We start from the raw sequence: 26162 nt of genomic DNA, 5'->3' as shown, positions 1-26162 counted from the left end.
ATCCACATTTTCGTTATTTCTATTTCCTTTGGATGGACAAATAGGATTTTTTTTAAAATGACTCAGCAAGCACTCCAGATTCAAGGTTCAATTGTCGCAATTGTCACGCCCATGTTTGAAGATGGTAGCGTCGATTGGAAGAGCCTCGAAAAGCTGGTGGAGTGGCATATAAAGCAAGGAACAGCCAGTATAGTTGCTGTTGGTACTACAGGCGAACCGTCAACTTTGAGCATGGAAGAACATGCTAAAGTTATTAAAGAGATTATTCGTGTTGCCAATAAACGCATTCCTGTAATTGCAGGTACTGGTGCTAACTCAACACATGAAGCAATTGAGCTGACGAAAGAAGCGAAAGCACTTGGTGCAGATGCTGCACTGTTGGTTACACCTTACTATAATAAGCCGACCCAAGAGGGGCTCTATCAGCACTTTAAAGCAGTTGCTGCAGCTGTTGATCTACCGATTATTTTGTATAACGTTCCAGGACGTACTGGCGTAGATATGCAAAATGAAACGATTATTCGTTTGGCTGATGTTGACAACATTATTGGTATCAAAGATGCCACAGGTGATTTAGTCCGTGGTCAAGCGTTAATTGAAGGCCTTAGTGATAAACACATGAATGTTTATTCTGGTGATGATGAAACAGCATCTCAGCTGATTGGTCTAGGGGCACAAGGCAATATTTCAGTCACAGCAAACGTTGCACCAGGTTTAATGAGCCAGCTTTGTGCTGCTGCTCTAGCTGGCGATAAAGCTTTGGCTGAACAGTTAAATAGCAAGATTGCAAATTTAAACAATATTTTATTTTGCGAATCGAACCCAATTCCAGTCAAATGGGCATTATACGAAATGGCTTTAATTGGTTCAGGGATCCGCCTACCACTAACGCCATTGGCTGAACAATACCGTACGCCACTGCGTGAAGAACTTAAAGCAGTTGGTGTCATTTAATAAGAGCAAAATATGATGCAGTTACGTTTTGGTTTAATGCTTTCCCTTGCTGCGATGAGCTTGGCAGGTTGTAGTTCGATGGGAATTAGCAATGGTTCGTTGAAATACAAAAAAGCACCAGAGATGGGTGAGATTAAATACCCAGAAGGTGCTTTAGTTCGACCAGCTTCACCACTATATCCTGCACCAGTTGTTGAACCTATGGCGATTGAACATGCGCCTAACTTTGCCAATAGCAAAGGTAATCGATTTGCTTTACCTCGTCCTGAACAACAGCAAGCCAATACGGACAGCACAGAGTCTGTAGAGGATGTTGCTGTTGGGCGACCTAAGTTGCTTACGGATGGTAATGGTAATCCCCTATTAAATGTGAGTGGAGATCCTGCCACAATTTGGCAATATGCACTCGCTACCCTGAGTTCATTAAATCAAAATGTTGTCGCGAAGAGCAAAAATGCTTACGAAGTGACTGTGAAGAACGATAAACAAGTTTATGTGCTACGCATGACCTCTGTAGGTGCGAGTAACAACATTGCGATCTTTAATGCCGATAGTAGTTTCGCTGATAAAAGTAAATCCAGCGAATTACTGACCCAGATTTACCAAAACTGGCCAGCCTAGTCTCACTAGGCAATTTTTTTTTGTAAAAGGTTCCCCCATGTTGAAACAAACCTTGCTCTATACTGGTAAAGCTAAATCCGTTTTTGAAACTGATAGTGCAGACCACTTGATTTTAGTCTTTCGTGATGATGCCTCAGCGTTTAATGGCGAAAAAATCGAACAACTAGATCGTAAAGGTAAGGTGAACAACCGTTTTAATGCCTTTATTATGGAGAAGTTGGCTGCAGCGGGTATTGAAACTCACTTTGAAAAGCTACTTTCACCAACTGAAGTTTTGGTGAAAAAGCTAGACATGATTCCTGTGGAATGTGTGATTCGTAACTATGCAGCTGGTTCACTATGCCGTCGTCTTGGTGTAGAAGAAGGGAAACAACTCACACCACCAACCTTTGAATTGTTCTTTAAAGACGATGCATTAGGTGATCCAATGGTGAATGAATCTCAAGCAATTGCTTTAGGTTGGGCTACTGCAGCACAATTGGAAAAAATGAAAGAATTGACTTATCAAGTCAATCAAGTTCTAGTGGAGTTGTTTGATCAAGGTAATATGATCTTGGTTGACTTTAAACTTGAATTTGGTGTGTTCCATGACCGTATTGTACTCGGTGATGAATTCTCTCCAGATGGTTGCCGCCTGTGGGATAAAGACTCGAAGAAAAAACTTGATAAAGACCGTTTCCGTCAAGGTTTAGGCGGAGTGGTTGAAGCTTATGAAGAAGTGGCAAGCCGTATTGGTATCGACCTTTCTGATCTTTAAGTCATCACTTTAAGATTTCTGAATTAAAGACGAACAGCAGAATGTGCTGTTCGTCTTTTTTTAACATCTAATTTTTATGGAATGTGGTGATTTTGGAATTTATGTCTAGAATACCTGATTAATAAAAGGCTTTTATGGATAAGAAGAGCTTTTTCGGCTAAATTAGATGTATTGGCATCAGATTGTGTAATTGTAGGAGAACAGCGTGAGTTATTATCATATCCTTTTGGAAGTTAATGATCATATCAGTACTATTGAGCAAAGTCGTGATGTCGAGATCTTTGATATTACTGAGATACAACCATATCTTTATTCGATTTTATTGCCATTTTTCAATGAGCAAATGATTGAACTTGAAGATGAAAATATAGAGTTTAGCGAAGTCTTACATTTACAGATCAAACAAACATTATTGCCTATTCATCAGCTGATTGATGAAGAGCAAAAGCAGTTACCAAGTGATACTGATGTCACTATTGGTGCATATGAAATTTTTAACAATATCAATCTTACTCAAGATGTTACTTCAGTATTTTGGGATATTTTAGAAGCTGTAAAAATTGATCAATCTGCGATTGAATAGTCATCTGAATTTAGATTTTTAAAACTTTAGATTGAGTAGAAATGAACATGCCCCCAAGATACTTCGCTATCTTGGGGGCATCATTTTATCGGAGTGATCAGCAGCTTATTGAAGCATCATGCGTGCAGTTTCTTCGCGGAATGCCTTTAAGATTTGCTGTCCAGCACGACCACTTGGTGCTAAACCAAGTCGAGTTTGTTCGGTGCGGATTGCTTGACGTGTTTTGTCACCAATGAGTCCATCTGCTGCACCAATGTCATAACCTCTTTTTAGCAGGAAGTTCTGAATTTCACGACGTTCTGCACGTGATGTGCCTGGATCTGGTGTTGGCCAAGCCGTTTGGATTGGGCCTGCACCTTGAAGACGGTCAGATAAATGCGCAATAGCAAGTGCATAACTCTCAGCAGCATTGTAGCTATAGATAGCATCAAAGTTTTTAAATACGAGGAATACAGGGCCATTTGGACCACTTGGTGCCATTAAGCCTGCAGGTGTTGCAGATGTTAAGTTGCCTTGTAGTAGTGGGCGACCATCAACTCGTGTTAATCCTTGACCACTCCAGTAACTCAACGCTTTCTTGTTACGACGGCTTTCACCCGAAATAGACATACCACTTGGCACTTTCACTTCAAAGCCCCATGGCATACCCGTTTGCCAGCCACGTTTTTTCAAAAAGTTTGCAGTAGAAGCTAAAGCATCGGCTGTGCTTGATACTAGATCGCGACGTCCATCACCATCAAAGTCAACAGCGAGTTCTTCATATGTCGATGGCATAAATTGAGTATGTCCAAAAGCTCCTGCCCATGAACCGACCATTTGCTCTTGTCTTAAATCGCCACGTTGCAAAATACGCATCGTTGCAAAAAATTCACCACGGAAATAAGCCTGTCGGCGTCCTTCACAACTTAAAGTGCCTAGTGCTTGTAATAGTGGATACTTCCCAGAAATATCACCGAAATTACTTTCTACACCCCAAACAGCGACAACTGTCTCTGCTGGTACACCATAGCTTGATGAAACGCGTTGTAATACATTTTGGTGTTGCTTGAGCATTTCACGGCCTTTCGCTACACGTTCGTCATCGACTAGACCAGATAAATAATCCCAAATTGGTGTAGAGAATTCTGGTTGATAGTTCAATTTATCAATGACTGAATAATCAGGCGTGAGATTACGCGTATAAAGATCATAATTTGAAGATGTTACGCCAGCTGAGATGGCTTGAGAACGTAGGCCAGCGATACAGCTTTGGAAATTATTATTTGGCTTATAATTTGAGCTAGCAGTTGTTGTTTGAACAGCTGGGCTGCTAGTGCTTGAGCCATTAATAACCAAATCGGCATGAAGTTGGCTGTTAAATAATGAGACAGCCGTAAAGAATAGTGAAAGACGCAGCATAGGATTCCAAAATTATTTTTGAATTTAAAAACAAATTAGCACAATGTTGTGGCTAAAGTATGGAAAAAGCAATAAAGAACTTTAAATTCATTTCTGATCTGGAAAATCATCAAGGAATTACAAGTGTTAATTTAAATTCAAAAGTAATTGAGCATAATTTTTTAAATTTAAAACTTTATTGAAATGACGATGACTTTTGAATTTAAAAAGTGGTTTGTCTTGGGTCGTTATATTTGAATTCAAATGGCAATGAAGTGAGCTTGTTATACTTTGAATTTAAATTAGAGTGAGGCTGAATTAAAGGATTACACGCTTAACTCTCGACATTAAGTTTAAATTCAAAAATTAATATCCCGATATTTTACACTTATCCACAGCAGGCTTGAGCAAATATTTTTGAATTCAAACGAGCAGGATTGTTCGTTTTGAAATTTTGAATTTAAAATGCGAGCATTGATTTCTTGTGGATAACTTTATCCACAGGCTGACGCCTGATGTAATTTGAATTCAAAAGTGATGTGTGTTTTGAATTTAAAAATTTACCGAGATAAACATGAAGAAATTGATGTTGAATAACTCAAGGAGGGGAGTTGAATATGATAGGGTCAACTAGACTCAGGAGCTGCTGTCCAACAACAGCCCCGATATAATAAATTAATTGTGTTTTAATGTCGCGTTTAGGTGGATCGGATGAGCAGCATTCCAGCGATTTGGTGAGGTTTTAATCACAGTATCGTGGATGGCTTGATATTGTTCTGCTGTACCATCACCATCAATGATCACCTCATAATCAATGTTTTCATAGCCGGGTGGAATAGCGTCATTTAAGCCCAGAAAGCCTTGTAAATCTAAGGCACCCGATGCTTTAATTTTAAGTGAGTTAATTTTGACACCCATCACGGCTGCCGTAGCAACATATCCCACTGTCATACAGGCATTAATTGCAGCCAAGAGCAGTTCTTGAGGATTTGGGGCTGTATTTTCACCCAATAGTTCCTCTGGTTCATCGGCTTCGATCTTAAATGTTTTTGCTTTTCTTTCCCCAGCCATATACCACTCGTGTACTGAGGTTGTACTCTTACAGCCACCTTTCCAGTCGGTTTCTACTGCAAAAGAGACTTGGCCGACTTGAGGATCTTGGCTAACACTTTGTGCAAACCCTGCAAGATTTTCAGTTTCAATACCATTTATTAACATAAGTCATGCTTCCTGCATTTTAATAAAGTACTTCGCAATAAATTAAGCGATGAGTAAAATAAAGCCTGCGCTATAAAGAGCAATATGCTCTTTGATCGCTGTGTCGATCATGCGGCTTTTATTATTTTTCTGTAAACCTACCTCATACCTATCTTTCTTTTTAAGTTTTTCATCTTTTGATGAAACTGTACTTTTTAGAATGACCATGATGAATAAAAAAAGGCTGCTAAAATTATGGCAGCCTATTTTTACGATATTTAATTAGAATGATTTAAAGTCGTTGCGATACTGTTTGATATCACCCTCAATGGCACGACAATTTACATTGATCATTTGATCAAAAGGGTCTTTAGAAATGAGTATGACGCGTGCCTGATTTGGATAAAATTGCATTGCATAATATTCAGTGGTTTTGGCTGATTTAATGACTTCACCCTGATCATTATAATGCTCATGGGTTCTGCTAATTTGAGACCACTGCTTAATATTGAGATGCTGCTGTGCTTGTTTTAAAATCAAGGGAAGTTGGCCGTTTAGTTCAACGTTAAATCCTGCTGAAGTCCATTCTCCACCATAACCTGCATCTGTTGTAACACTACGGATTGCAGCAGTATATAACTGCTGTGGTTGGCGCGGTTGATAGATATCAACATAATAATCGCCTTCGTCTTCATCACTTGATTTAGTTTGTTTAAACTCTTTTTTAAATGCAGTAGTTTTTACAAAGGATGGAAATTGCATGACTTCATTAAGTTGAAGACGCCAATTTTTACAGCTAATTTGATCTTGATATGAAGGGTCTATCGCAAAACTAGTTGCTGGGAGTACTAAAGCGATTAAGCCTGTGGTGATGCAAAGTGTTTTCATCAATTTCCTAAATATATACCAATGATTGCTAAGATAATTTTAGGTATAGATGAAAAGGTGATCAACTGTTATTGAACGAGTATTTCATCGAGTTAATGACTGATCATCACATCATCGGTGATGATCAGCTTTAAATCGGACTTATGATTTTTTTGTGGTCATTTTTAAGTTATCTACAATGTATAAAGTCGAACGATCTAGACGCGTGTAATTAAGGTCTAGGTATTTTTGTTCAAGCCCTTGGCTATTTTTCCATAGTCCAAAATCATCATCGTTGAGTAGGCCAAGGTGGGTATCATCAATAAGCCAAATTCCTTCCATTTTGTCATGGGCATAATCAACTTGTTTGATCATATCAACCACTAAGGTTTTAGGAGCAGGGCGTATGTTTAATGCGTTCAGCCCATCCCAACCTTTATCTAATACATATTGCTCTAGGGTTTGTCCTGCAATAGTTAAACCTAACTTTTTATCTTGTTTAAGTTCATTATTCTCAGCCACTGTATGTAAGTTTGTCGCTTGATTCAAATCGATCTTATAAACACGTTTTGTCGCTTTTTGTGGATCTTTAAGATAAAAACCTTCATCGCGTTCTAGAACTAAAAACTCATGATCGTTTAAAGCAACGATCGCTGAGTTTGAAAATGCATTACCTTCTTGACGATATAGGAATTGCTGCATTTTACCACTTGCTAAGTCAATGCTGATAATACGAGTCAACGTTGATTTATTTACAGCGCTGGTCGGAAGGTTCATGGTCGATTGCATGATGCCTACGAGTGTTTTTTGATCTGGTGTAATGGTTAATCCTTCCATCCCACGATTTGGGCGGCGGTAACTAAATTCGTTGGGAAGAGTATATTTATTACGTTTATCTGCGCTAAAAGGATTAATTCGTTCGATTTCTCGACCATCCGCAGCGTAATGCACGATATGTGGACCATACTCATCACTGACCCAGAAAGTCCCATCTTTGAGTGCAGCCAAACCTTCACTGTCTAGGCCATAATCATCTAAACGCATTGGATTGTTGATAGGATCATAAGGTTGCTCAGGATTCATCGTGATGACTCTGCCCTGAAGATCATATGGTGTTTCGCCAGTGCCTCCTAAGGCAGCTGTATTGGGTAAACCTGTAATATCTTTACCGTTTCTATCTTTTAATGTGATTGTTTTTAGCTGCTTAATAGAACCATTTTCTTGAACTTCAAACAGGCCAATTTTAGGTACATAGTCAGGTCTTGGGAAAATTTTACCTGCACCATGTACTCCATCGTTATAGTCTGCATTTGGTCCGCGGTCAGTGAGTGCATAAAACTGTGTTTTCTCGGTTGGGTGCGCAGCTAAGTCAGAGCCATAACCTCCTTGGCGTAATTCAAAATTACTATCAATAATCCCCGCATTAGCGCTATATTTTCCTAAAATGCTATAGGGCATAATGGCGCCTTGAGCAAAAAGATTTTTACCACAGCGTACGGTTTTCTCTTTGACTTCATTTTTGTCTAATAAGCCGTTTCGATTCGTATCAATCCCTGTTTCGCTAAGCACCCCAGCATGCCAACATTGATCATTGCCCAAAGCTAAAGCTGTATCTTTACTTAAGGTTTTGGCCTCTCCTTGGCTGTTGTCTTTATCATCACCACAGGCTGTTAAAGCTAAAGTGGTGCTCAAGATAAGTAGTGATAAGTATTTCTTTTCCATGATGTTCTTTGAGTGATTAAAATATCGCCATGGTAAAAATAATTGGCTACAGTTTCGTGACTTAAGATAAACCTTTCACTTGATCAGGACTAAAAATGATCTTAATTTTTGCATGTAAGTCGGGATGAAAATAAATTTTAATCTTTTATCGAAGTACTTCGATTCCCACTGTATATCTGTTATGAATATAGGATGAAAACCAACTGAAAGAATAGCGAATGCAATTAAAACTTAAATTAATATTAGGCGCATTATTATTAACTATTGGTTCATTGGCATATGCCAATATTTGTGAAGAGCATAATTTTACCGATTCAATTTTAAAACAAGCTAATCTCAGCCTAGAACAGGGCTATATTGGGGATTGTAAGGTTTTACCTCAGCAACAAGACCGTGCTCTGCTAATTTTTCAGTTGGGTGATCCAGATGCGATCAAATCTGGCGATGCGGGACAAACCTATCAACTGCATTTACTGACCGCAGATACTCGGCAGTTAAAGTTATTGGATCACTATATTGACCCAACATCTTATACTTCTGATGCAGTGGAGCTAAATGATATCCGTATCGACACGGCAGTGTATCAATTACAACCACAGTTAAGAGCGATAGGACTACGTCTTAGTTTTGCTAATTCATCTTCAGTGAATCCCTATGCTTATACGATGCTTAATCTGTACGATTTAAAACAGCATAAAAAAGTGTTAAGTCATTTAAGAGTAAATTTGGGGCAAGGTGAGAATGATGGGCGTTGTAATGCTGACAATCATAGTAGGAACAGTACAGTTGTTATATTAGATACCCAGCATCATGGCATGTTTGATTTACGGATTAATACTAAAGAACTAGATGAGAGTTATCGCTGGATCAAAACAGATTGTGAACAGGTCAATAGCACTGAAAATAAGCGTAGCCATATTTTAAAATTTAATGGTAAAGATTATGTTATACCTAGGTATTTACAAGAATACGCACCTTAATATTGTCTGGATGATCTGTTTAAGCTGGGGTGATATTGTCTATTTAATATTTATCAAAGACGCATAAAAAGATCGATTTTAACCATGATGTTTAGACTGGGGGTCAATTTTTTCAACTACTTATATGCTAAAACTCAGTACGTATGGCGTTATACTGTGCGGCCAGAAGATGATGTATTTCATCAAGGTTTGGTTTTATAGGTAAGGTTTAATGGACGTAGAGAAGTCACAGCATGATTCAGCACAAGCACCGCCAGAACTACATAAAGGATTAAATAATCGCCATATCCAGTTGATTGCATTAGGTGGAGCAATTGGCTCGGGTCTCTTCATGGGTTCAGGTAAAACAATTCATCTATCTGGTTCATCGATTATCCTCACTTATATGGTGGTTGGCTTCTTCATGTTCCTCATGATGCGAGCCATTGGTGAATTGTTATTATCAAATAGTTCTTATAATTCTTTCGTGGATTTTACCAGTGAATATCTAGGTGCTCGAGCTGGTTTTTTTCTAGGCTGGAGTTATTGGCTGTGTTGGGTCATTAGTTGTATTGGTGATGTGGTGGTCATCGGGGGGTATATTCAGTTTTGGTTCCCTGATTTAAGTTTATGGATACCCGCTGTCTGTTCATTGATATTTTTAGTCTGTGTAAACTTCTTTTCAGTGAAGAATTTTGGTGAAATCGAATTTTGGTTTGCAGTCATTAAGGTTTTAGCAATCTTGGTGTTGATCGTGGTAGGTTTCTACATGATCTTTACTGGTTTTACCTCACCAAATGGTGTTGAAGCATCGCTTTCACACATCGTACAACAAGGTACAATCTTTCCAAATGGTGCTTTTGGTTTTATTGCTGGTTTCCAGATCGCAATCTTCTCATTTATGGGCGTTGAGCTACTTGGGATTACTGCAGGGGAGACGAAGGACCCTGAGAAAAACTTACCTAAAGCGATTAATTCCATTCCACTTCGAATCATGCTGTTCTATATTTTATCGTTGATTTGTATTATCTCGATTACCTCATGGCAATTTGTTTCTCCAGAAAAGAGTCCATTCGTTGAAGTATTTACTTTAGCTGGTATTCATATTGCGGCAGCACTCATGAACTTTGTGGTACTGACGTCTGCATTATCTGCTGTGAACAGTGGTATTTTTAGTACCAGTCGAATGTTATTTGGTTTGGCATGCCAAAAAGATGCACCGCATGTATTTGAAAAGCTTAATCATAAAAAGATTCCATTCTCGAGTTTATTTTTCTCTGGGGTTGGGATGTTAATTGGTGTTTTACTCTTAGTGATTATCCCAAGTGTAATGCAACTTTATACATTGCTCTCTACTTTATGCGCGATTTTGATTTTATTTGTTTGGGGCCTGATGGTGTGTGCTTATCTGTCCTATCGAAAAAAACGTCCAGATTTGCATCAAAACTCTAAATACAAAATGCCTGCGGGTATCGTGTTGTCTTATGCCTGTTTAGTTTTCTTTGGTTTTGCACTGGTTGCTTTGTTATTTGAAGAAGATACACGTGTGGGAATGTATATTGCGCCATTTTGGTTTATATGGCTGGTGATCGCATTTAAATATCGTGATCATATCCATGCATATTTTAGAAAAAGATTTAATTAATCGCACTGTATTAACTAAGCTAACAAAAGATATACAGCCCTATAGAGGGCTGTTATCATATTGAACAAACTAAAAAATGAGATGTTGTACTGAAAGGGCATTTAAATGAGTGAAGAAAAAATATCCGCTGGTGTACAGTCACTAGAGGTCGGATTAGCTGTATTAAATGCTTTATTGGAACATAATCAGCCCATTATTCTAAAACAATTGTCGCAAAAACTTGCGATGCATCCAGCTAAAGTTCACCGTTATCTGGTGAGTTTAATTCGTATGAATTATGCGCAGCAACTTGAAGACGGCCAATATGCATTGGGTGATCAAGCCTGGCGTTTAGGATTAAATTGTATTCAGCATACAGATCGATTGCAGTTGGTACAGCATTTAATTTATGCCTTACAAGCACAGGTTGGTTGTGGTATTCAAATCTGTAAATGGTCACCACAAGGTCCTGTTGTTGTTCAGTCAATTGAGTCTAATCAAGCAATTTCGATTGTCACCAAAGTGGGCTCAGTGATGCCGCTATTAAACTCGGCTGCTGGTCGTTTATTTGCTTCATATATGCCAGAGGCATTGATTAAACCTATGATGCAATCAGAGTGGCAACAAGCAAAGCAACAAAATCGCGCCATTATCCCCACAGATTGGGACGCATTTTTAGCGATGAAACAACAGATCATCTTGCAAAAACAGGCTGTAGTGAGGGGTGATTTACTGGTTGGGATTAATGCAGTTGGATTCCCAATTTTAAATAGCCAGCAGGGGATCGAATACTGCTTAACCGCTTTAGATAATGAAAGCTTTTTGGCGCTTGATCAGGACTGTGAAAAACTACGATTACTACAACAAGGTATGCAGAGAATCAATCAGTTTATTTTAAATTGAGTAGAATTTAACTGTGCTTTAGCTCTAAATATATTCCGATCGGGACATTGATGAGCAAAAAAAAGACTCACATGCTATTTCTAGTAGAAAGTGTATAAAATGAAAGAAAGATGTAAGTATAACCTTTAATATCAATTTGTTATCTTGCATCTTTCTTTTTATATATGTATAAAATAAATATATAAAAGATATAATCCTTTCCAAGACTACAATTGATCTAGAATTTTTTTAATAGCTAACACAAATCCAGTTTTAAATAATGGTCGTTCATACTCATCTTTTACAGCGCCATACTTTGATACGGTCCAACCAAACTGTGCCATTTTATTTTCGTCAATAGCGTCTTTTAAAGCTTCAATATCACTTGGTAGGAGTAGACTATCTAAGGTAGATAAGACTTGTACTCCTTGATGCGCTTGTTCTGCACCAATGTTTTGATTAGGACGCATATCAACAATAACTTCAGTGTTATGTTTAAGAATACGGTTTTCAGCTTTTAACTTATTTCTCTCAGCAATGATCTGACCAATTACAGCTCTCATTACAGGATCATTTAACCGTAACAAAACCTCCGTATCTGTTGGAATTTCATTCTTTCGAGAATGAGGTACAGGAGGCTTTTTCATTTTAGTATTTGCTTTGGTTGCCCAAGCATCAATCAGTAGACGAAAGTGTTCCCCAGTTTTATTTCGAATACTTACTGCGCCGATACCTCCATCAGCTTTTGAGACTTTACCAATAGTAGCAATAGAATAATCTTTCTCTTTAGCATTAAAGCGAGTTTCCAATAAAGTATTGAGTTTATTTAGTGAGTCTTGAGTTCTCTGACTCTTTCCAAATTTAAGATTTTCTAAAATTAAATTAATATCAGCACTCATGACATATCCTTGGGTTTTAAGCCATGAGGCGTTAGCTCTAAAATAGGTTGATTAATATTATTTTTTAATACTTCCATACCAGCATCAAGTAATTTGCTATCTTGCATGAAATGCCCTAGCTCTAGGTAGACTTTAGTAAGAAAGATTTACCTGAGCCACAAATAGCCATTTCAGTCGATATGCTTGATACAGGCATTGATGTTCCTGAAGTGGTCAATCTCGTATTCTTTAAAGCAGTACGCTCTAAAGTGAAATTTATGCAGATGCTTGGGCGTGGTACACGACTCTGCAAGGAACTGTTTAGCCCTGAAGATGATAAAAAAGAATTTTATATCTTCGACTACTGCTCCAACTTTGAATACTTCAATGAAAATCCAGATGGTGCTCCTGTATCGACCACAGAGCCACTCGGACAACGCTTGTTTAAAGCTCGTTTAAATATCTTGGGTTTGCTGAATACGAAGGACTATGACACCGAAGAGTTAAAAGCTGTACAGCAAGATATGCGTCAGAGTTTACAGACTGAAGTGAAGTCGATGAACAATGATAATTTCATTGTGAAGTCTGAGCTTGAGCATGTTGAACGCTTTAAGAATGACGATGCTTGGAACAATTTAGATGACCTTGCTATTGGTACATTGCGAGAACACATCTCTAAACTACCGAATCAGCTTGAGCCTGAAACCCTAGAAGCCAAACTTTTCGATATGTTGTGCTACAACTTAGAACTTGCGGTATTGGAAAAGAATAATAAAGCAATTGAGAACTACGCCAATCGAGTGATTGAAATTGCCTCGAAGCTTGAAGGCAAAGAAAATATTCCTGTGGTTGCACAACAGATTGCGCTGATCCAAGAAATCCAAACCGTGGAATATTGGAAAGGCATTACCTTGCCGATGCTGGAGGCGATGCGTAAACGTATTCGTGGTCTAGTTAAACTGATTGAAAAATCGACCTCAACCATTGTGTATTCAATGCTTGATGATGAAATTGGAAATATGCAAGCAGTCGATCTCCCAGTCGTTTCAAGTGGCGTAAACCTTGCTCAGTATCGTAAGCGTGTCGAGAGTTTCATTAAGGCTAATGAAAACCATGTCACTATTGCCAAACTCAAGCGTGGTTTGGCTCTTACACCGACTGACTTAAGCGAGCTAGAACGTTTCGTTTTTGAAGCTCAGGAAGTAGAAAGCCGAGATAAGTTCGAGCAATGTTTCGGCACAGAAAAAACACTCCCTCTTTTCATTCGCTCTTTGGTTGGCTTAGATCGTCAGGCGGTACAAGAAGCATTCTCGAAGTACTTACTAAGATCAACATATAACGAGAAACAAATTCGTTTTGTGCAAATGCTGATTGAGCATCTCACTCAAAATGGCGTGCTAGAGGCAGCACAGTTATATGAATCACCGTTTAATCAGATCCATTTTGAAGGGATTGATGGCGTGTTTGGTGATGGGGACGCTGACAACATATTTGGGGTTGTAGAAGCGTTTAATGAAGCGGTGGCTTAATAATAAAGGGGAAAATGATGAAAATTGATAAAGTGATTTTGAAAGGCTTTAGAAATTATCAAGATGCAACAATAAATTTTAATAATAACACTTTAATTATTGGTGAAAATGATATTGGTAAAACCAATCTCATTTATGCATTACGCTTAATGTTAGACAGAAGCCTTTCTGAAATGGATATAGAGCCATCAGAGTTAGATTTTCATGTAAATGATGGTGTTCAGTCTGAAGTGTTGGAAATTATAATTAAATTTGTAGATATCAAAGAAGAAGCTGCATTATCCATTTTGAAGGAGCATGTAAGCGATGATGGAGTATGTATTTTTAAGTATACTGCTTCTAAAGAAAATCTAGATTACAAATTATATCTTGGCCAAAGTGAGAGTGACTTATCTGAAATTCAAAGTCGTTATTACTTAAAGTATATAAATTTAAAGTATATTTCTTCTCAACGGGATTTAAGTAAGTTTATTTCTAAAGAGAAAAAACAATTGCTTAAGATTTCTAAAACAAAAATTACTGAAGAGCAAGAAAAACTTGATCGAGATAACCTAATAACAATTTCTAAGCAATTGGTTGAGCTCGATGATAAAGTTGCGCAACTAGAGTATGTAAAAACTGCTACTCAGGAAGTCAATTTAGAATTAAAAAAATTAGCATATGCCCACGATGACTATGACGTAAAATTAAATGCGAGTGGGATAGAAGTAGCTGATTTTATTAATAAACTACAATTAGGTGCGATAAGTGGTGGCTCAAATGTTATGTTGGGAGGTGATGGGCGTAATAATCAAATTTTGATTGCCTTATGGAAGGCATTAAGCGTATTTGAACATGATTCAAATGATGAAGTTGTTTTTTACGTTATTGAAGAGCCAGAGGCTCATTTACACCCACATCAACAAAGAAAACTAGCTAGTTATTTATCTTCAGAATTACCTAGTCAATGTTTAATAACAACACATTCTCCGCAAATAGCTTCAAGTTTTTCGCCAAGTTCTATTATTAGATTACTTAAGAAAGGAGGAATTACAATTGCGGCTAATAATGGTTGTACTAGAGAATTAGAAAAAGCATGGAAAGAATTAGGTTACAGAATGAGCATTATTCCTGCAGAAGCATTCTTTTCAAGTGGTGTCTTTTTAGTGGAGGGACCGTCTGAAGAAATTCTATATAAAGAACTATTATTAAAAAATAAAGTTGATATTGATTACTATAATTTATCAGTTTTTGCAGTTGGAGGAATACAATTTAAAGTATTTTCAGCTGTTTTAAGAGCTCTAGAAATACCTTTTGCATTAAGAACTGATAATGATATCAAGACTATAGAAATGAATTGCAATTTTTCTAGTTTTACTAGAATTAATGTTTTAAACCCTTGTTATGTATATAAAAGGATTGAAGTTAATTATAAAGATAAAAAATGTAAAAAATGGCAGTATTTGGGAGTTAATCGATGCTATGGAATATTAAATAAAGATTCTGAGAAGTGGAACCATAGCCTATATCCTTTAGATAGGGCTAAGATCTTAGGTGATAAAAGATGGAACCCTTTTGAAAAAATGATTAATTCTAAAGGCATATTTATGTCAGATAGAGATTTAGAATTGGACTTAGTCGGTGTCGCTTCAGAAGAAATTAAAAAAGCTTTGGGTAAAACAACGGATACTAGTTCGGTTGAATTTCTTAAAACTAGTAAGGCACTAAATATGCAGGTATTAATGGCAAAAATAGAAGATGAAGGATTTAAGAAAATTTATGAAAGTTCTTTTGGTGAGCCTATAAAGTATTTAATAAAGTTATTATCAAATAATACTATGCCAGTGATTGAGTCAATCTCTTTAGTTAAAGAAGAAGCCTTAACATGAAACTTACTGATGATCAAATAAAAGCAATCCAAGATGTAGAAAATAACTCAGTAATTATGGCATGTCCAGGGAGTGGGAAGACCACTGTTCTTATTCATAAAATGAGTTTATGTTGTGAAAAGTTAAAAAGCCATAATGGAGTAATAGGTTTGTCTTTTACTAGAAAATCTAGTGCAGAATTAAGAAAAAAATTCCAAAAAAAGATACTAAGCTCCAATCTCAATTATCTAGGTACTATAGATAGTTTTTTCATTAATGAAGTAATTAGACCATTTTTGCCAAAGCTATGGGATTGTGATCATGACGATATTGAGATCGTAAATGTTTTATTGGAAGAAGAAGAAATTCCATTTATTCAAGAATATTCGAATAGAGAAATATGTTTAACAGATATAGAAAGTGATAGTGCTTTTAAGGGGTTATTTCTAAGCGGAAAAATATGGCAAAGAACAGTAACGCCTTTAGCTTTATTTGTACTTAGAAATTCATCAATATGTAGAAGATATATATCATCTAGATATAAATACTTGTTTGTCGATGAATATCAAGACACATCATTAGCTCAACATTTAGTTTTTTTAGAATTATTGGAATTAGGATTAAAATTTACAGCAGTAGGAGATATTGATCAATCAATTTATAGGTGGCGAGATGCTGTTCCTGAGAATATGGAATCATTAGTGAGTGAACATGATTTTAAGGAATATACAATCGATAAAAATCATAGATGTGATCTATCTATTGATTTGTATGCGAGAGTTTTTTTAAAAGATATAAATGAGAGTGAGATCACTGATAAAAATATTTTTAGATTACATATTAATAATTTAGGAAGAAGTCGATACGCCAAGTTGGATAATTTTATACAAAAAATTAAAGATGATAATAAATTTGAATTATCAGATTTTGTAATATTAGCAGCTAACAATTCAACAGTTCAGCATTATGCTAAGAATACTATCCATAATTATAGAATTTACGAAGATGATCCATTAGACAGTATGAATCACTATATTGCACAATTATGTTCTGACTTGCTTCTATATAAATATAGTAAAAATTACTCTAGTTATTCAATATATGAAAGTTATAAAAATAGGTTTATAAATTTTAAATTAGATAATTTTAAGTCAGAAGCTAAAGAAATAAAGCTTGAAAATGATATTGATGAAATTTGTAAAATAATTGAAAATATAATTATTAAAACTAGTTATAGAGGAAATTACGAAAATTTTATTCTAGCAACAAAGAATATCCTTAATAACCCTCATTTACTTAAAAAATACCAGCCAAGCAATAAGAATGAATTGCAAATAATGACAATTCATAAAGCAAAGGGCTTAGAATTTAAAGTAGTCATACACATTGGTTTAGAAGAGTGGGTATTGCCTCGAAGAACAATAAAAAATGGTAAGTGCTACTTTCAAGATTTTGAAGGAGATAAAAACTTACATTATGTTGCAATTACGAGAGCTGAAAAATTTTGTTATTTAGTGGATATGCCTATTAGAGTAAATGCACGGTTCAGAGAAATAGAAGCGATTAAATCTGAATTCTTATGTATTGAAAGTTTAAATAAGCATATTGTGAATTTAGGAGTTATATAGTTATTCTCAGATGTAATTTGGATCTAAAGGTTTTTCTAGCACTATTAATCAGAAATTGGTGGACTACTCTTAGATAAAGTTGATGGGAGATTATTACTGATATATAAGTATCTTTTATTAAATGGATTAGCCATCTAAATGTATCTAAGTATTCCAAGATCCTTTATTTTTGTAATTTATATATTATTGACTAGTTTTATTTATTTGAAATCATCCTTATAAGAATAAGAAAGACCCCTAAAACGGGGTCCTTTTTATATGCTTTATATATATTACTAAACTAGTAATAACCTATAGGAGTCTTTTTAATTGGATGTGTAAAATTAACGATTTGAATCTAGGATTTCGTTGTTCTGAATAATGTCTTGAGCTTTGGCGTAGCTTTCAATCAGCAGTTGGTATGCTGGGAAAATTTGAGTATATGCTTGTGCCCACTCAGCCGCATCTTCACGGTTCCAAGTACGTTGAATTTCTGATGCAACTGCTGCAGTATCCATAGGTACAACACCAGCTTGTACAATACGGGCTAATGTAATTTCCTCAGCCATTTTCGTGTATGTGCCCGAAGCATCAATCACCGCAAAGACTTTATACCCATCTGCAACTGCACTAATCGCGGGAAAGGCCATACAAACACTGGTAATTGTTCCAGCAATGATTAATGTTTTGCGACCTGTTTCTTTTACTGCATTTACAAAATCTTCATTATGCCATGCATTAATTTCGCCTTTACGGGCAATATATTTTGCATGTGGGGCATTGGCATGGATTTCTGGAATTAATGGACCGTTTGGACCTTGTGGAACAGATGCAGTAGTGATTACAGGGATATTTGCAAGGCTGGCAATTTTAGCTAAAGCAGCAGCGCGTTGACGTAACTCTGGCATTGGCATATCGCCAACAGTTTGAAATAAGCCACTTTGATGGTCGATTAAAAGCATTACAGTATCGTTTACATCAATAACAGGCGCTTGGCCGTTGAAATTAGCAGGTGTAGACATTTTTTTATTCCTGAGTATCGTGTTTAATTTGTAGTTTTATTTTATTTATATGACAATTGATTTAAAACATCTAAGATAGGAATCATTGTCTTGTACAGAGAACAATTTACTTAAAATGGGAATCATCAATGAAAGATTTTAATGACCTATATTATTTTGCAAAAGTTGTTGAATTTGGTGGGTTTTCAGCTGCAAGTCATGAATTAATGGTGACAAAATCATTATTGAGTCGACGGGTAGCCGAATTAGAAAATCGTCTCGGGGTAAAGTTACTTAATCGAAATACACGTAATTTGGCGATTACTGAAGTGGGTAAAATCTATTATCAGCATTGTCAGGCGATGATTATAGAAGCTGATGCAGCAGACGCTGCCATTGAGATGTTGAGTTCAGAGCCAGTGGGAATCGTTAAAATCTCATGTCCAGTGAACTTGTTACACATCAATATGAGTCAAATACTCAATGATTTTTTGGAGAAGTTTCCCAAAGTTCGTTTGCATATCGAGGCAACCAATAGAAAAGTGGACTTGGTCAATGAACAGTATGATATTGCTATTCGAGTACGACCATTGCCATTAAAAGATAGCGATTTGATTGTTCGTAACCTTTCATTATCACGCCAGTATATCGTTGCAAGTCCTGAATTGGCTTATAAACACTTTTCAATACAACATCCTAAACAATTAAACCAGTGGCCTGTACTGATGATGGAATCTTATGCTCCAGAGTACTATTGGAAATTGTTTAATCAAGACAATGAACAATACTTATTTAAATGTGAACCACGATTAACCACGACAGACTTAGTGGCTTTGCATTCAGCAACCTTACAGGGGCTTGGGATTGCAAAATTACCCGCTCTTATCGTTGAGGATGAGTTAAAACAAGGTCGACTGGTCAAAGTCATTGCAGATTGGGAACCTAAACCTGAGATGGTTCATATTGTTTATACTTCAAGGAGGGGATTATTGCCTTCTGTGAAAGCACTCATTGATTTTCTTGTTACTGCATTTGAGCACGATGACAAACAGCCCTAAGTCAGTTGTTTGAATATTGGTTCATGATCTGGTGATGTTTATTTAATGTAGTTGAGAGTGAAAAATAAAAGCATGAACACCAGATCAGATTTTTGTGATTGAAAGGTTAGGTACCAAGGATGACAGTGACATTTGCAGTTCAATGTTCCACATGGAACTCTATTTGAAATTGAACTGCTTAAAATTACATCAGTTGACTGGTATTTATTATAAAAAAACCTTAAGAATAATATGGATTATAATTAATTTTAACTAACTGATTTTATATACCTTTTGCTTAAACCATCAAAGTTAAACCAGCAAGATCTTTGGATGATTTAGATTTGATCACAATTAGCAGCATAATGATCAGACAATGTACAGCTAATCTCATTTATTATTATCTCTTAAACAGTATCTAGATCAGGCAACTTTAAATAGAAGATTGTCCTGAACGCAATGAATTGAAGAGAAAATGAGTATAGAAAACATGGCCACCTCGCCACCTCCAGTGGGCTACCGTGCTTGGTTGGCAGTAGTATCCGTCGCGCTAGCAATTTTTGCTGTTGTTAGTGCTGAAATGTTACCCATTGGTTTGCTTACACCTATTGCGCATAGTTTGGATCAATCAGTGGGGCAAAGTAGTCTGATTATTTCCTTACCCTCATGGGTTGCTGCAATAACTGCACCTTGTGTCGTATTAATTTTTAATCGTATTAATCGACGTAGTTTATTGCTGTTTTTTATGTTGCTATTGTTGGGCTCCAATTTAATGGCTGCATGGGTGAATGATTTTCACTGGTTGCTATTTGCACGCATATTATTCGGTATATCTATGGGGGGAATTTGGTGTATGGCTGGAAGTTTGGCCATCCGTCTAGTTCCTTTACATGTTGTAGGCTTAGCTACTTCAATTATTTTTAGCGGTATAGCAGCAGCTTCTGTACTCGGTGTCCCTTTAGGGGTTTATCTCGGTGACTTATGGGGGTGGCGTTTTGCCTTTATCTGTATCGCGATCATGGTCGCCGTGGTCTTTGTCATGCTGTATTGGTCTTTGCCGTCTTTAGAAACTGATCCTACTGCACATTGGTCTTCGAGTTTGGATGTATTAAAACAAAAGAATGTTCTGTTCGGTTTAGCAATTACGGTGTTTATGGTGATGGCACAGTTCTCAGCTTACACATTTATTCGACCGTTGTTACAGTCAGTTGCACAGTTTTCAGATCAGCATATTAGTGCATTACTTTTGTTTTATGGTTTCTTTGGCATATTAGGTAATTTTACAGCAGGTCATTTTGCACAGAAATATCTATGGCAAACCTTATGTACTATTGCAGTATTTATTGGTGTTTCCCTATTAATCTTCGCTTATTTCGGCGGATCGCAGTCGATCAGTATTATTTTGTTATTGATCTGGGGCATGGCATATGGTGGCGTATCTGTATCACTGATGACTTGGATGATGCGAGCAGCACCAACACAAATTGAAATTGCCTCAGCTTTTAATATTTCGATGTTTAATTTGTCTATTGGTCTGGGGGCATTTACAGGAGGTCTTATTGTTGATCATATGGGACTAGAGCAGAACTTAATTAGTGCAGCAGTGTTTAGTACAGTTGCAGCTCTATTGATCCTGCTTTGCGTTAAAACACGCAATCAGCCTCAGCCTCTGGAAAGTAAAAGACCTTAAATAGAGCTCAATCGCACTGCGTATTGATTTATTTTTGTAAGCATTTGCTCACAAGTATTAAGGAATTTTGCTGCTATTCAGAAATTTAATATTTACTTATGATGAGAGACATAGAGAACAGGAAGTTCCAAAACATAAAACAACAATGATAAGTTCGACACCGGGATTGTGAGGGATGACAGGAGTTGACCCTAAAAACCGAACACAAAAAAAGCCTGACAGGATGTCAGGCTTTTTTTTATCCGATGGAGCGTAAAACCTCACCATTCAGGGTGAGGATTGAATCGACTGGCATGAGCCACAGCTCTAATGAGGTGTTTGTTGTTGCTCAATATATTGTTTGATGATTTCTAATGGTGCTCCACCACAACTAGAAGCAAAATAACTTGGCGACCATAATGAACCCTCCCATAATTTAGATTTAATTTCAGGATATTGTTTTCTTAAGTGCCGACTAGATACGCCTTTTAAGCTATTTACTAGGCTTGAAATAGCAACTTTAGGAGGGTAATTGATCAACAAATGAATATGGTCATCTTCTCCATTAAATTCCACTAATTCAGCTTCAAAGTCTAAACAAACTTTTTTAAATATTTCATTCATTGAGGCCAACATTTTTAAATCAAAAACATTTTTTCGATATTTAGTCACGAAAACCAAATGAACGTGCATATTAAAAACACAGTGGCGACCCACTCTTATTTCTTGATTTTTCAAAATAGACCAACCAATATGTTAAACATGAAGATCCTTAATTTACGTATAAAATATAAAAATTGCAATATGCTAGACCAACTAAAGTCAAAGCTTGATTTTTGTCTGGAGTGATGTCAATGATCTGTGTTCCTAACATCTTAAACGGACAGGACATTTTTTAGTGCTTACAATGTCAATGAATATACTTCGAATGCATCAAAAACTCTGTAATTTACATAGCCAAACTATTTAAGCAATTACAGAGGAATTGGTTACACGCAGAAAGCAATTTAAAAAGGCAAAACTCAAATGGCTAAGTCTTTTTTGGATGCCGGTTTTTCGACCCCTGCTTGGGCAGAAGCGTCTAGCAGAAGGAATCACCTCAGTTTAGGGAGGAGAGGGTGTCAACAGAAAAATCTTGGCTTAAAACTAATGAACATATTTATTTATCTTAAAATTCAATCATAATTGTAACAAACATGCTGTCGATACATCCCTTTCTGAGGTTTTAATGAAAACAATAATTTTAAGACTATCGTTAATTATGTTAGTCATTATTCTAGTTGGGGTATATATCAAGAGTGGTAGATATAGTCCCGCTGCAAGCGAGGATATTGTGAATGAGGCACTTAGCCCTGCACAAATCGAGAAGATTCGTAGAGAAACGCCGATTACCGAAATTAAAGTGTATAAGGCGAATCGTGTGATCAAGCTTCTACATCGAGAAGAGGTCATTCGAGTTTATCCAATGCGTTTGGGGTTTTCACCCAAGGGCCATAAACATCAAGAAGGTGATGGTAAAACACCAGAAGGCCGGTATACCATCGATTGGCGTAATGGAAAAAGTGAGTTTTATAAGTCTTTACACGTGTCGTATCCAAATAAAAAAGATGTCTTAAGAGCAGAGCAGCTCGGTGTATTGCCTGGCGGAAATATTATGATTCATGGCTCAGGCTCAAATCATGAGCATGATACTCAAGCGGATTTAATGGAGTATTTGCCTAAAAAAGATTGGACCACAGGATGTATTGCGGTTAGAAATATTGATATGGATGAAGTTTGGAGTTTGGTAGATGACGGTACAGTAATTGAAATCTATCCTTAAATGTTGGCACATCATTTGAGTGATCAGAAGTAAACAAGGGGTCTATCGTTAATCACTGAGTAGTGTATAGCCTAAACCACATAGACCAACTAAAAGAAGTATGCTGACTATGGTGCTTCTAATACCGTGTTGATTAGATGCATTCTTTTTTTTAGTCAGTTCTAATAATCCAGCAATAATCAATAGAACAATACTGGCTAGCATAATGAGCGCTAAATTGATTCCATGTTCAATATTGGCAGAACTTAACATTTTTCCCCCGAATATGAAGTGAAATAATATTCTTTTGATTCATGATCAATAGACTCATACTATATGTTTTAATTGCCCAAGTATCTACATGTGACTTGGGCAATTTAAATAAGTCAGATTATAGGTCGGTGTTTAATACGCCACGACGAATTTGATCACGTTCAATCGATTCAAAAAGTGCTTTAAAATTACCCTCGCCAAAACCATCATCATCCTTACGTTGAATAAATTCAAAAAAGACTGGCCCAATCATATTTTCAGAAAAAATCTGTAGTAGCAATTTCTTTTGTCCATCTTTTGTATGACCGTCAAGTAAAATGCCACGTTTTTGTAGCTCTGAAGTCGGTTCACCATGTTCAGGTAAGCGTTCTTCTAGCATCTCATAGTAGGTATTGGGTGGTGCGGTCATAAACTTTAGATCTAAGCTTTTGAGTTTATCCCAAGTGTCAAGCAAGTCATCGGTAATAAAGGCAATATGCTGAATTCCTTCACCATTGAAGTCTGCAAGAAATTCGGCGATTTGACCATTACCTTTATCTGAATCTTCATTGAGTGGAATACGGATTAAACCGTCAGGCGCAGTTAATGCTTTTGAGGTTAGGCCTGTATATTCACCTTTAATATCAAAGTAACGAATTTCTCGAAAATTAAAGATTTTTTCGTAGAAATTTGCCCAGTATTCCATACGGCCTTTATAGACGTTATGAGTAAGGTGATCGATTTCATTTAAACCGACCCCAACAGGGTGACGTTCGACATCATTAAAGAAAATAAAATCATTTTCATAAATGTCACGATCTACCAAGAAAATTGGCATGCCACCGATTCCCTTAATCGCAGGAATGTTGAGCTCCATAGGGCCGACTTTAGAATGTATCGGTTCAGCACCTAGTTCAATCGCTTTATCAAATGCTTTGGCAGCATCGAGCGTTTTAAATCCCATTGCACAAGCAGATGGGCCATGCTCTTTAAAGAAGAATGAAGCATATGACTCAGGTTGATAATTCAAAATGATATTAATATTACCTTGACGCCATAAATGTGCATTTTTAGATTTATGTTGAGCAACCTTGGTAAAACCAATAGTTTTAAAGATTTGATCGAGTTCGCCATTTTTAGATACAAACTCGATAAATGCAAATCCGCACAGTTCTAATGGGTTGTCTAAAATATCCATTTATATTTTTCCTATCAGTTAATTTTGCCCTTGGGCACGGCTATTATGCAAAAAGCAACTGTTTAACTTTGCTGATTCAATACCAACTTTATGGTGTGATTCCGTTCATGAAAGTTATGTTCAAGGTGTTAGGTTTGTAGTGTTGCCTTGATACAGAATAACCAGTTAGAAAAAAGCTTACTAAAAACAATTTTATTATGCAATACATAATTTAATTACATTATACATAATTTATAGCTTGATGATTTATGCATAAAAACAGCGAAAAAGCCTTTGCTCACTATGCAACAAAGGCGATTTAAGTATCGAGTTAGAGAGCAGTTTGGATCTACATTTAGTCTAAGACGACATTAGGAGTGATGACCTTTTTTTGTCGTTTTTTAATGAGATATGCAATTGTTAGACAAAGAACCCAAATCGGTAGCATCCATACCGCAATTTGCATATCAGGACTGACTGCCATGACAACTAAGATGGCTAACATAAAGACGATACATAGATAATTACTCAATGGATAAGCAAAACTGGCAAACTTGCTTTGTTGTCCGTGTTGCTGCATATGTTGGCGGAACTTGAGATGGGTAAGTGAAATCATTACCCAGTTAATGACAATGGCGGCAACAACCAGCATCATCAGTAAGCCGAAGGCTTTTTCAGGAAAGATGTAGTTAATTAACACGCAGAGTGCACTGGCAAGAGCCGAGACCAATACGGCATTGCTGGGTATGCCATTTTTATTAATGCGTGCAAGGGCTTTAGGTGCATTGCCTTGCTGTGCCAAACTAAGCAACATACGGCTGGTGCAGTAGCAAATACTGTTATAAACAGAAACAGCCGCAGTTAAGATCACAAAGTTCAAAGCAGTTGCAACACCGATACTATCTAAAGAGGCAAAAATCATCACAAATGGACTACCACCTTGCGCGATATGATTCCATGGGAACAGCGCAAGTAAAATGGTGAGCGTTGCAATATAGAAAAGTAATACACGATAGACAATCTGATTAATTGCTTTGGGTAAGGTTTTATCGGGATGACGGGTTTCTGCAGCGGCAATACCGACTAACTCAATTCCACCAAAGGCAAAGATAATCGCAGCCATTGCCATCACAAGTCCGCTCACTCCGTTAGGGAAGAATCCCCCTAAGGCCCAAAGATTATCAAAACCAGCCTGTGGTCCAGCTGTACCTGTAGCGAGCAAGTAAGAACCAAAGCCGATCATTGCTAAAATTGCGAGGACTTTAATAATGGAAAACCAAAACTCCATTTCTCCAAACAATTTAACATGCAATAGATTGATACCATTTATGATGAGAAAGAAGGCAAGTGCAGAAACCCAAGTCGGAATTTCTGGCCACCAATATTGAATATATAAGCCGATTGCACTGAGTTCAGCCATACATACTAAAATGTTGAGCACCCAATAGTTCCAGCCTGAGATAAATCCAGCAAAGGGTCCCCAATATTTTTGTGCAAAATGGCTAAATGAACCGCTGACGGGTTCCTCTACGACCATTTCACCAAGTTGACGCATCATTAAAAATGCAATTAAACCTGCCAGCGCATAGCCTAAAATGACTGATGGTCCCGCCATTTTAATCGATTGGGAAATACCTAAAAAAAGCCCAGTACCGATTGAACCGCCAAGCGCAATGAGCTGAATATGTCGACTACTTAAGCCTGTTTTGAGTTGTCCTTCGACTTGATCGGATACTGTATTATTTTTATCCATATGCATAATTACTCCATGTAAAATTATGTATTGCATAAACGGGTGGGCTTAACTATATCGTAAAAAAA

General features: G+C 36.8%; 22 protein-coding genes and 2 pseudogenes. 14 read left to right on the top strand and 10 right to left on the bottom strand.

Features of this window, described 5'->3' with window-relative positions:
* The first annotated feature begins 57 nt into the window (after positions 1-57).
* The 4 genes from dapA to Aru01_RS04040 all read left to right on the top strand — a co-directional run bounded on the left by dapA (position 58) and on the right by Aru01_RS04040 (position 2915).
* On the top strand, positions 58-954 hold the full coding sequence (dapA, locus tag Aru01_RS04055) for a 4-hydroxy-tetrahydrodipicolinate synthase (protein WP_016654568.1): 897 nt from the start codon (positions 58-60) through the stop codon (positions 952-954).
* Between the two features lie 15 nt (positions 955-969).
* A complete protein-coding gene (locus tag Aru01_RS04050) occupies positions 970-1575 on the top strand; it encodes a lipoprotein-34 precursor (NlpB) (RefSeq protein WP_040330992.1) in 606 nt (201 codons plus the stop codon).
* 37 nt (positions 1576-1612) lie between these two features.
* Positions 1613-2332, top strand: coding sequence for a phosphoribosylaminoimidazolesuccinocarboxamide synthase (gene purC, locus Aru01_RS04045; RefSeq protein WP_016654570.1), 720 nt, complete (start codon positions 1613-1615; stop codon positions 2330-2332).
* 205 nt (positions 2333-2537) lie between these two features.
* Positions 2538-2915, top strand: a complete 378-nt coding sequence (locus Aru01_RS04040; RefSeq protein WP_016654571.1) for a hypothetical protein — start codon at positions 2538-2540, stop codon at positions 2913-2915.
* A 105-nt stretch (positions 2916-3020) separates the two neighbouring features.
* Here Aru01_RS04040 and Aru01_RS04035 read toward each other — a convergent pair whose 3' ends face one another.
* The 4 genes from Aru01_RS04035 to Aru01_RS04020 all read right to left on the bottom strand — a co-directional run bounded on the left by Aru01_RS04035 (position 3021) and on the right by Aru01_RS04020 (position 8078).
* Complete coding sequence (locus Aru01_RS04035; protein WP_016654572.1) at positions 3021-4313, bottom strand: lytic murein transglycosylase; 1293 nt, start codon at positions 4311-4313, stop codon at positions 3021-3023.
* 654 nt (positions 4314-4967) lie between these two features.
* Positions 4968-5510 carry an OsmC family protein gene (locus tag Aru01_RS04030; RefSeq protein ID WP_016654573.1) on the bottom strand — a complete coding sequence of 181 codons (543 nt, stop codon included), beginning with the start codon at positions 5508-5510 and terminating at the stop codon, positions 4968-4970.
* Between the two features lie 261 nt (positions 5511-5771).
* Entirely contained in the window at positions 5772-6377 is a 606-nt protein-coding gene (locus Aru01_RS04025; RefSeq protein WP_016654575.1) for a hypothetical protein, read from the bottom strand.
* 141 nt (positions 6378-6518) lie between these two features.
* Positions 6519-8078, bottom strand: a complete 1560-nt coding sequence (locus Aru01_RS04020) for an esterase-like activity of phytase family protein (RefSeq protein ID WP_016654576.1) — start codon at positions 8076-8078, stop codon at positions 6519-6521.
* 218 nt (positions 8079-8296) lie between these two features.
* Here Aru01_RS04020 and Aru01_RS04015 point away from each other — a divergent pair, with 218 nt between their 5' ends.
* The 3 genes from Aru01_RS04015 (at position 8297) to Aru01_RS04005 (ending at position 11564) form a co-directional block, all read left to right on the top strand.
* On the top strand, positions 8297-9058 hold the full coding sequence (locus Aru01_RS04015) for a PA3715 family protein (RefSeq protein ID WP_016654577.1): 762 nt from the start codon (positions 8297-8299) through the stop codon (positions 9056-9058).
* 211 nt (positions 9059-9269) lie between these two features.
* Entirely contained in the window at positions 9270-10682 is a 1413-nt protein-coding gene (locus Aru01_RS04010) for an amino acid permease (protein ID WP_016654578.1), read from the top strand.
* 105 nt (positions 10683-10787) lie between these two features.
* A complete protein-coding gene (locus Aru01_RS04005) occupies positions 10788-11564 on the top strand; it encodes an IclR family transcriptional regulator (RefSeq protein WP_016654579.1) in 777 nt (258 codons plus the stop codon).
* Positions 11565-11770: 206 nt separating this feature from the next.
* Here the strand turns inward: Aru01_RS04005 and gmtX are convergent, their stop codons facing one another.
* Entirely contained in the window at positions 11771-12442 is a 672-nt protein-coding gene (gene gmtX / locus Aru01_RS04000) for a gamma-mobile-trio protein GmtX (RefSeq protein WP_016654580.1), read from the bottom strand.
* Between the two features lie 128 nt (positions 12443-12570).
* Here gmtX and Aru01_RS03995 point away from each other — a divergent pair.
* The 3 genes and pseudogenes from Aru01_RS03995 to Aru01_RS03985 all read left to right on the top strand — a co-directional run.
* A pseudogene (locus tag Aru01_RS03995) lies at positions 12571-13950 on the top strand (type I restriction-modification enzyme R subunit C-terminal domain-containing protein); the annotation flags it as partial.
* A 17-nt stretch (positions 13951-13967) separates the two neighbouring features.
* Positions 13968-15818, top strand: a complete 1851-nt coding sequence (locus tag Aru01_RS03990; RefSeq protein ID WP_016654583.1) for an ATP-dependent nuclease — start codon at positions 13968-13970, stop codon at positions 15816-15818.
* A complete protein-coding gene (locus Aru01_RS03985; RefSeq protein WP_016654584.1) occupies positions 15815-17425 on the top strand; it encodes a UvrD-helicase domain-containing protein in 1611 nt (536 codons plus the stop codon). The genes Aru01_RS03990 and Aru01_RS03985 overlap by 4 nt, the downstream gene beginning before the upstream one ends.
* Positions 17426-17748: 323 nt before the next feature.
* On the opposite strand, the gene Aru01_RS03980 is transcribed toward Aru01_RS03985, so the two are convergent.
* The gene (locus Aru01_RS03980; protein ID WP_016654585.1) at positions 17749-18426 is read right to left on the bottom strand and encodes a hydrolase; all 678 of its coding nucleotides are present in this window, start codon (positions 18424-18426) and stop codon (positions 17749-17751) included.
* A gap of 128 nt (positions 18427-18554) precedes the next feature.
* Between Aru01_RS03980 and Aru01_RS03975 the strand changes: the two genes are divergently transcribed.
* Positions 18555-19463, top strand: a complete 909-nt coding sequence (locus Aru01_RS03975) for a LysR substrate-binding domain-containing protein (protein WP_016654586.1) — start codon at positions 18555-18557, stop codon at positions 19461-19463.
* Positions 19464-19917: 454 nt separating this feature from the next.
* Entirely contained in the window at positions 19918-21132 is a 1215-nt protein-coding gene (locus Aru01_RS03970) for an MFS transporter (protein WP_081407212.1), read from the top strand.
* A 306-nt stretch (positions 21133-21438) separates the two neighbouring features.
* Here Aru01_RS03970 and tnpA read toward each other — a convergent pair whose 3' ends face one another.
* Positions 21439-21852, bottom strand: coding sequence for an IS200/IS605 family transposase (tnpA, locus tag Aru01_RS03965; RefSeq protein ID WP_040330957.1), 414 nt, complete (start codon positions 21850-21852; stop codon positions 21439-21441).
* A 21-nt stretch (positions 21853-21873) separates the two neighbouring features.
* On the opposite strand from tnpA, the pseudogene Aru01_RS18830 reads away from it, so the two are divergent.
* Positions 21874-22162 (top strand): annotated as a pseudogene (locus Aru01_RS18830) (RNA-guided endonuclease TnpB family protein); the annotation flags it as partial.
* 177 nt (positions 22163-22339) lie between these two features.
* Complete coding sequence (locus Aru01_RS03960) at positions 22340-22933, top strand: L,D-transpeptidase family protein (RefSeq protein WP_016654589.1); 594 nt, start codon at positions 22340-22342, stop codon at positions 22931-22933.
* A gap of 48 nt (positions 22934-22981) precedes the next feature.
* Here Aru01_RS03960 and Aru01_RS03955 read toward each other — a convergent pair whose 3' ends face one another.
* The 3 genes from Aru01_RS03955 to Aru01_RS03945 form a co-directional block, all read right to left on the bottom strand.
* Entirely contained in the window at positions 22982-23185 is a 204-nt protein-coding gene (locus Aru01_RS03955) for a hypothetical protein (protein ID WP_016654590.1), read from the bottom strand.
* A 118-nt stretch (positions 23186-23303) separates the two neighbouring features.
* A complete protein-coding gene (gene hppD / locus Aru01_RS03950; RefSeq protein ID WP_016654591.1) occupies positions 23304-24362 on the bottom strand; it encodes a 4-hydroxyphenylpyruvate dioxygenase in 1059 nt (352 codons plus the stop codon).
* A gap of 334 nt (positions 24363-24696) precedes the next feature.
* Complete coding sequence (locus tag Aru01_RS03945) at positions 24697-26094, bottom strand: amino acid permease (RefSeq protein WP_040330994.1); 1398 nt, start codon at positions 26092-26094, stop codon at positions 24697-24699.
* Positions 26095-26162: the final 68 nt, after the last annotated feature.

The organism is Acinetobacter rudis (assembly GCF_000829675.1).
GTDB lineage: Bacteria > Pseudomonadota > Gammaproteobacteria > Pseudomonadales > Moraxellaceae > Acinetobacter > Acinetobacter rudis.
This window is presented reverse-complemented; position numbering and strand designations above follow the sequence as displayed.

Excerpts from the sequence above, each read along its gene's own strand:
- Aru01_RS04010 (WP_016654578.1), top strand. The coding sequence starts at position 9,270 with ATGGACGTAGAGAAGTCACAGCATGATTCAGCACAAGCACCGCCAGAA.
- gmtX (WP_016654580.1), bottom strand. The coding sequence starts at position 12,442 with ATGAGTGCTGATATTAATTTAATTTTAGAAAATCTTAAATTTGGAAAG.
- Aru01_RS04025 (WP_016654575.1), bottom strand. The coding sequence starts at position 6,377 with ATGAAAACACTTTGCATCACCACAGGCTTAATCGCTTTAGTACTCCCA.
- Aru01_RS04050 (WP_040330992.1), top strand. The coding sequence starts at position 970 with ATGCAGTTACGTTTTGGTTTAATGCTTTCCCTTGCTGCGATGAGCTTG.
- hppD (WP_016654591.1), bottom strand. The coding sequence starts at position 24,362 with ATGGATATTTTAGACAACCCATTAGAACTGTGCGGATTTGCATTTATC.
- Aru01_RS03955 (WP_016654590.1), bottom strand. The coding sequence starts at position 23,185 with ATGTTAAGTTCTGCCAATATTGAACATGGAATCAATTTAGCGCTCATT.
- Aru01_RS04030 (WP_016654573.1), bottom strand. The coding sequence starts at position 5,510 with ATGTTAATAAATGGTATTGAAACTGAAAATCTTGCAGGGTTTGCACAA.
- Aru01_RS03970 (WP_081407212.1), top strand. The coding sequence starts at position 19,918 with ATGAGTATAGAAAACATGGCCACCTCGCCACCTCCAGTGGGCTACCGT.
- purC (WP_016654570.1), top strand. The coding sequence starts at position 1,613 with ATGTTGAAACAAACCTTGCTCTATACTGGTAAAGCTAAATCCGTTTTT.
- Aru01_RS04015 (WP_016654577.1), top strand. The coding sequence starts at position 8,297 with ATGCAATTAAAACTTAAATTAATATTAGGCGCATTATTATTAACTATT.
- Aru01_RS03945 (WP_040330994.1), bottom strand. The coding sequence starts at position 26,094 with ATGGATAAAAATAATACAGTATCCGATCAAGTCGAAGGACAACTCAAA.
- Aru01_RS03960 (WP_016654589.1), top strand. The coding sequence starts at position 22,340 with ATGAAAACAATAATTTTAAGACTATCGTTAATTATGTTAGTCATTATT.
- Aru01_RS04035 (WP_016654572.1), bottom strand. The coding sequence starts at position 4,313 with ATGCTGCGTCTTTCACTATTCTTTACGGCTGTCTCATTATTTAACAGC.
- Aru01_RS03975 (WP_016654586.1), top strand. The coding sequence starts at position 18,555 with ATGAAAGATTTTAATGACCTATATTATTTTGCAAAAGTTGTTGAATTT.
- Aru01_RS04005 (WP_016654579.1), top strand. The coding sequence starts at position 10,788 with ATGAGTGAAGAAAAAATATCCGCTGGTGTACAGTCACTAGAGGTCGGA.
- Aru01_RS03980 (WP_016654585.1), bottom strand. The coding sequence starts at position 18,426 with ATGTCTACACCTGCTAATTTCAACGGCCAAGCGCCTGTTATTGATGTA.
- Aru01_RS03985 (WP_016654584.1), top strand. The coding sequence starts at position 15,815 with ATGAAACTTACTGATGATCAAATAAAAGCAATCCAAGATGTAGAAAAT.
- dapA (WP_016654568.1), top strand. The coding sequence starts at position 58 with ATGACTCAGCAAGCACTCCAGATTCAAGGTTCAATTGTCGCAATTGTC.
- Aru01_RS03990 (WP_016654583.1), top strand. The coding sequence starts at position 13,968 with ATGAAAATTGATAAAGTGATTTTGAAAGGCTTTAGAAATTATCAAGAT.
- Aru01_RS04020 (WP_016654576.1), bottom strand. The coding sequence starts at position 8,078 with ATGGAAAAGAAATACTTATCACTACTTATCTTGAGCACCACTTTAGCT.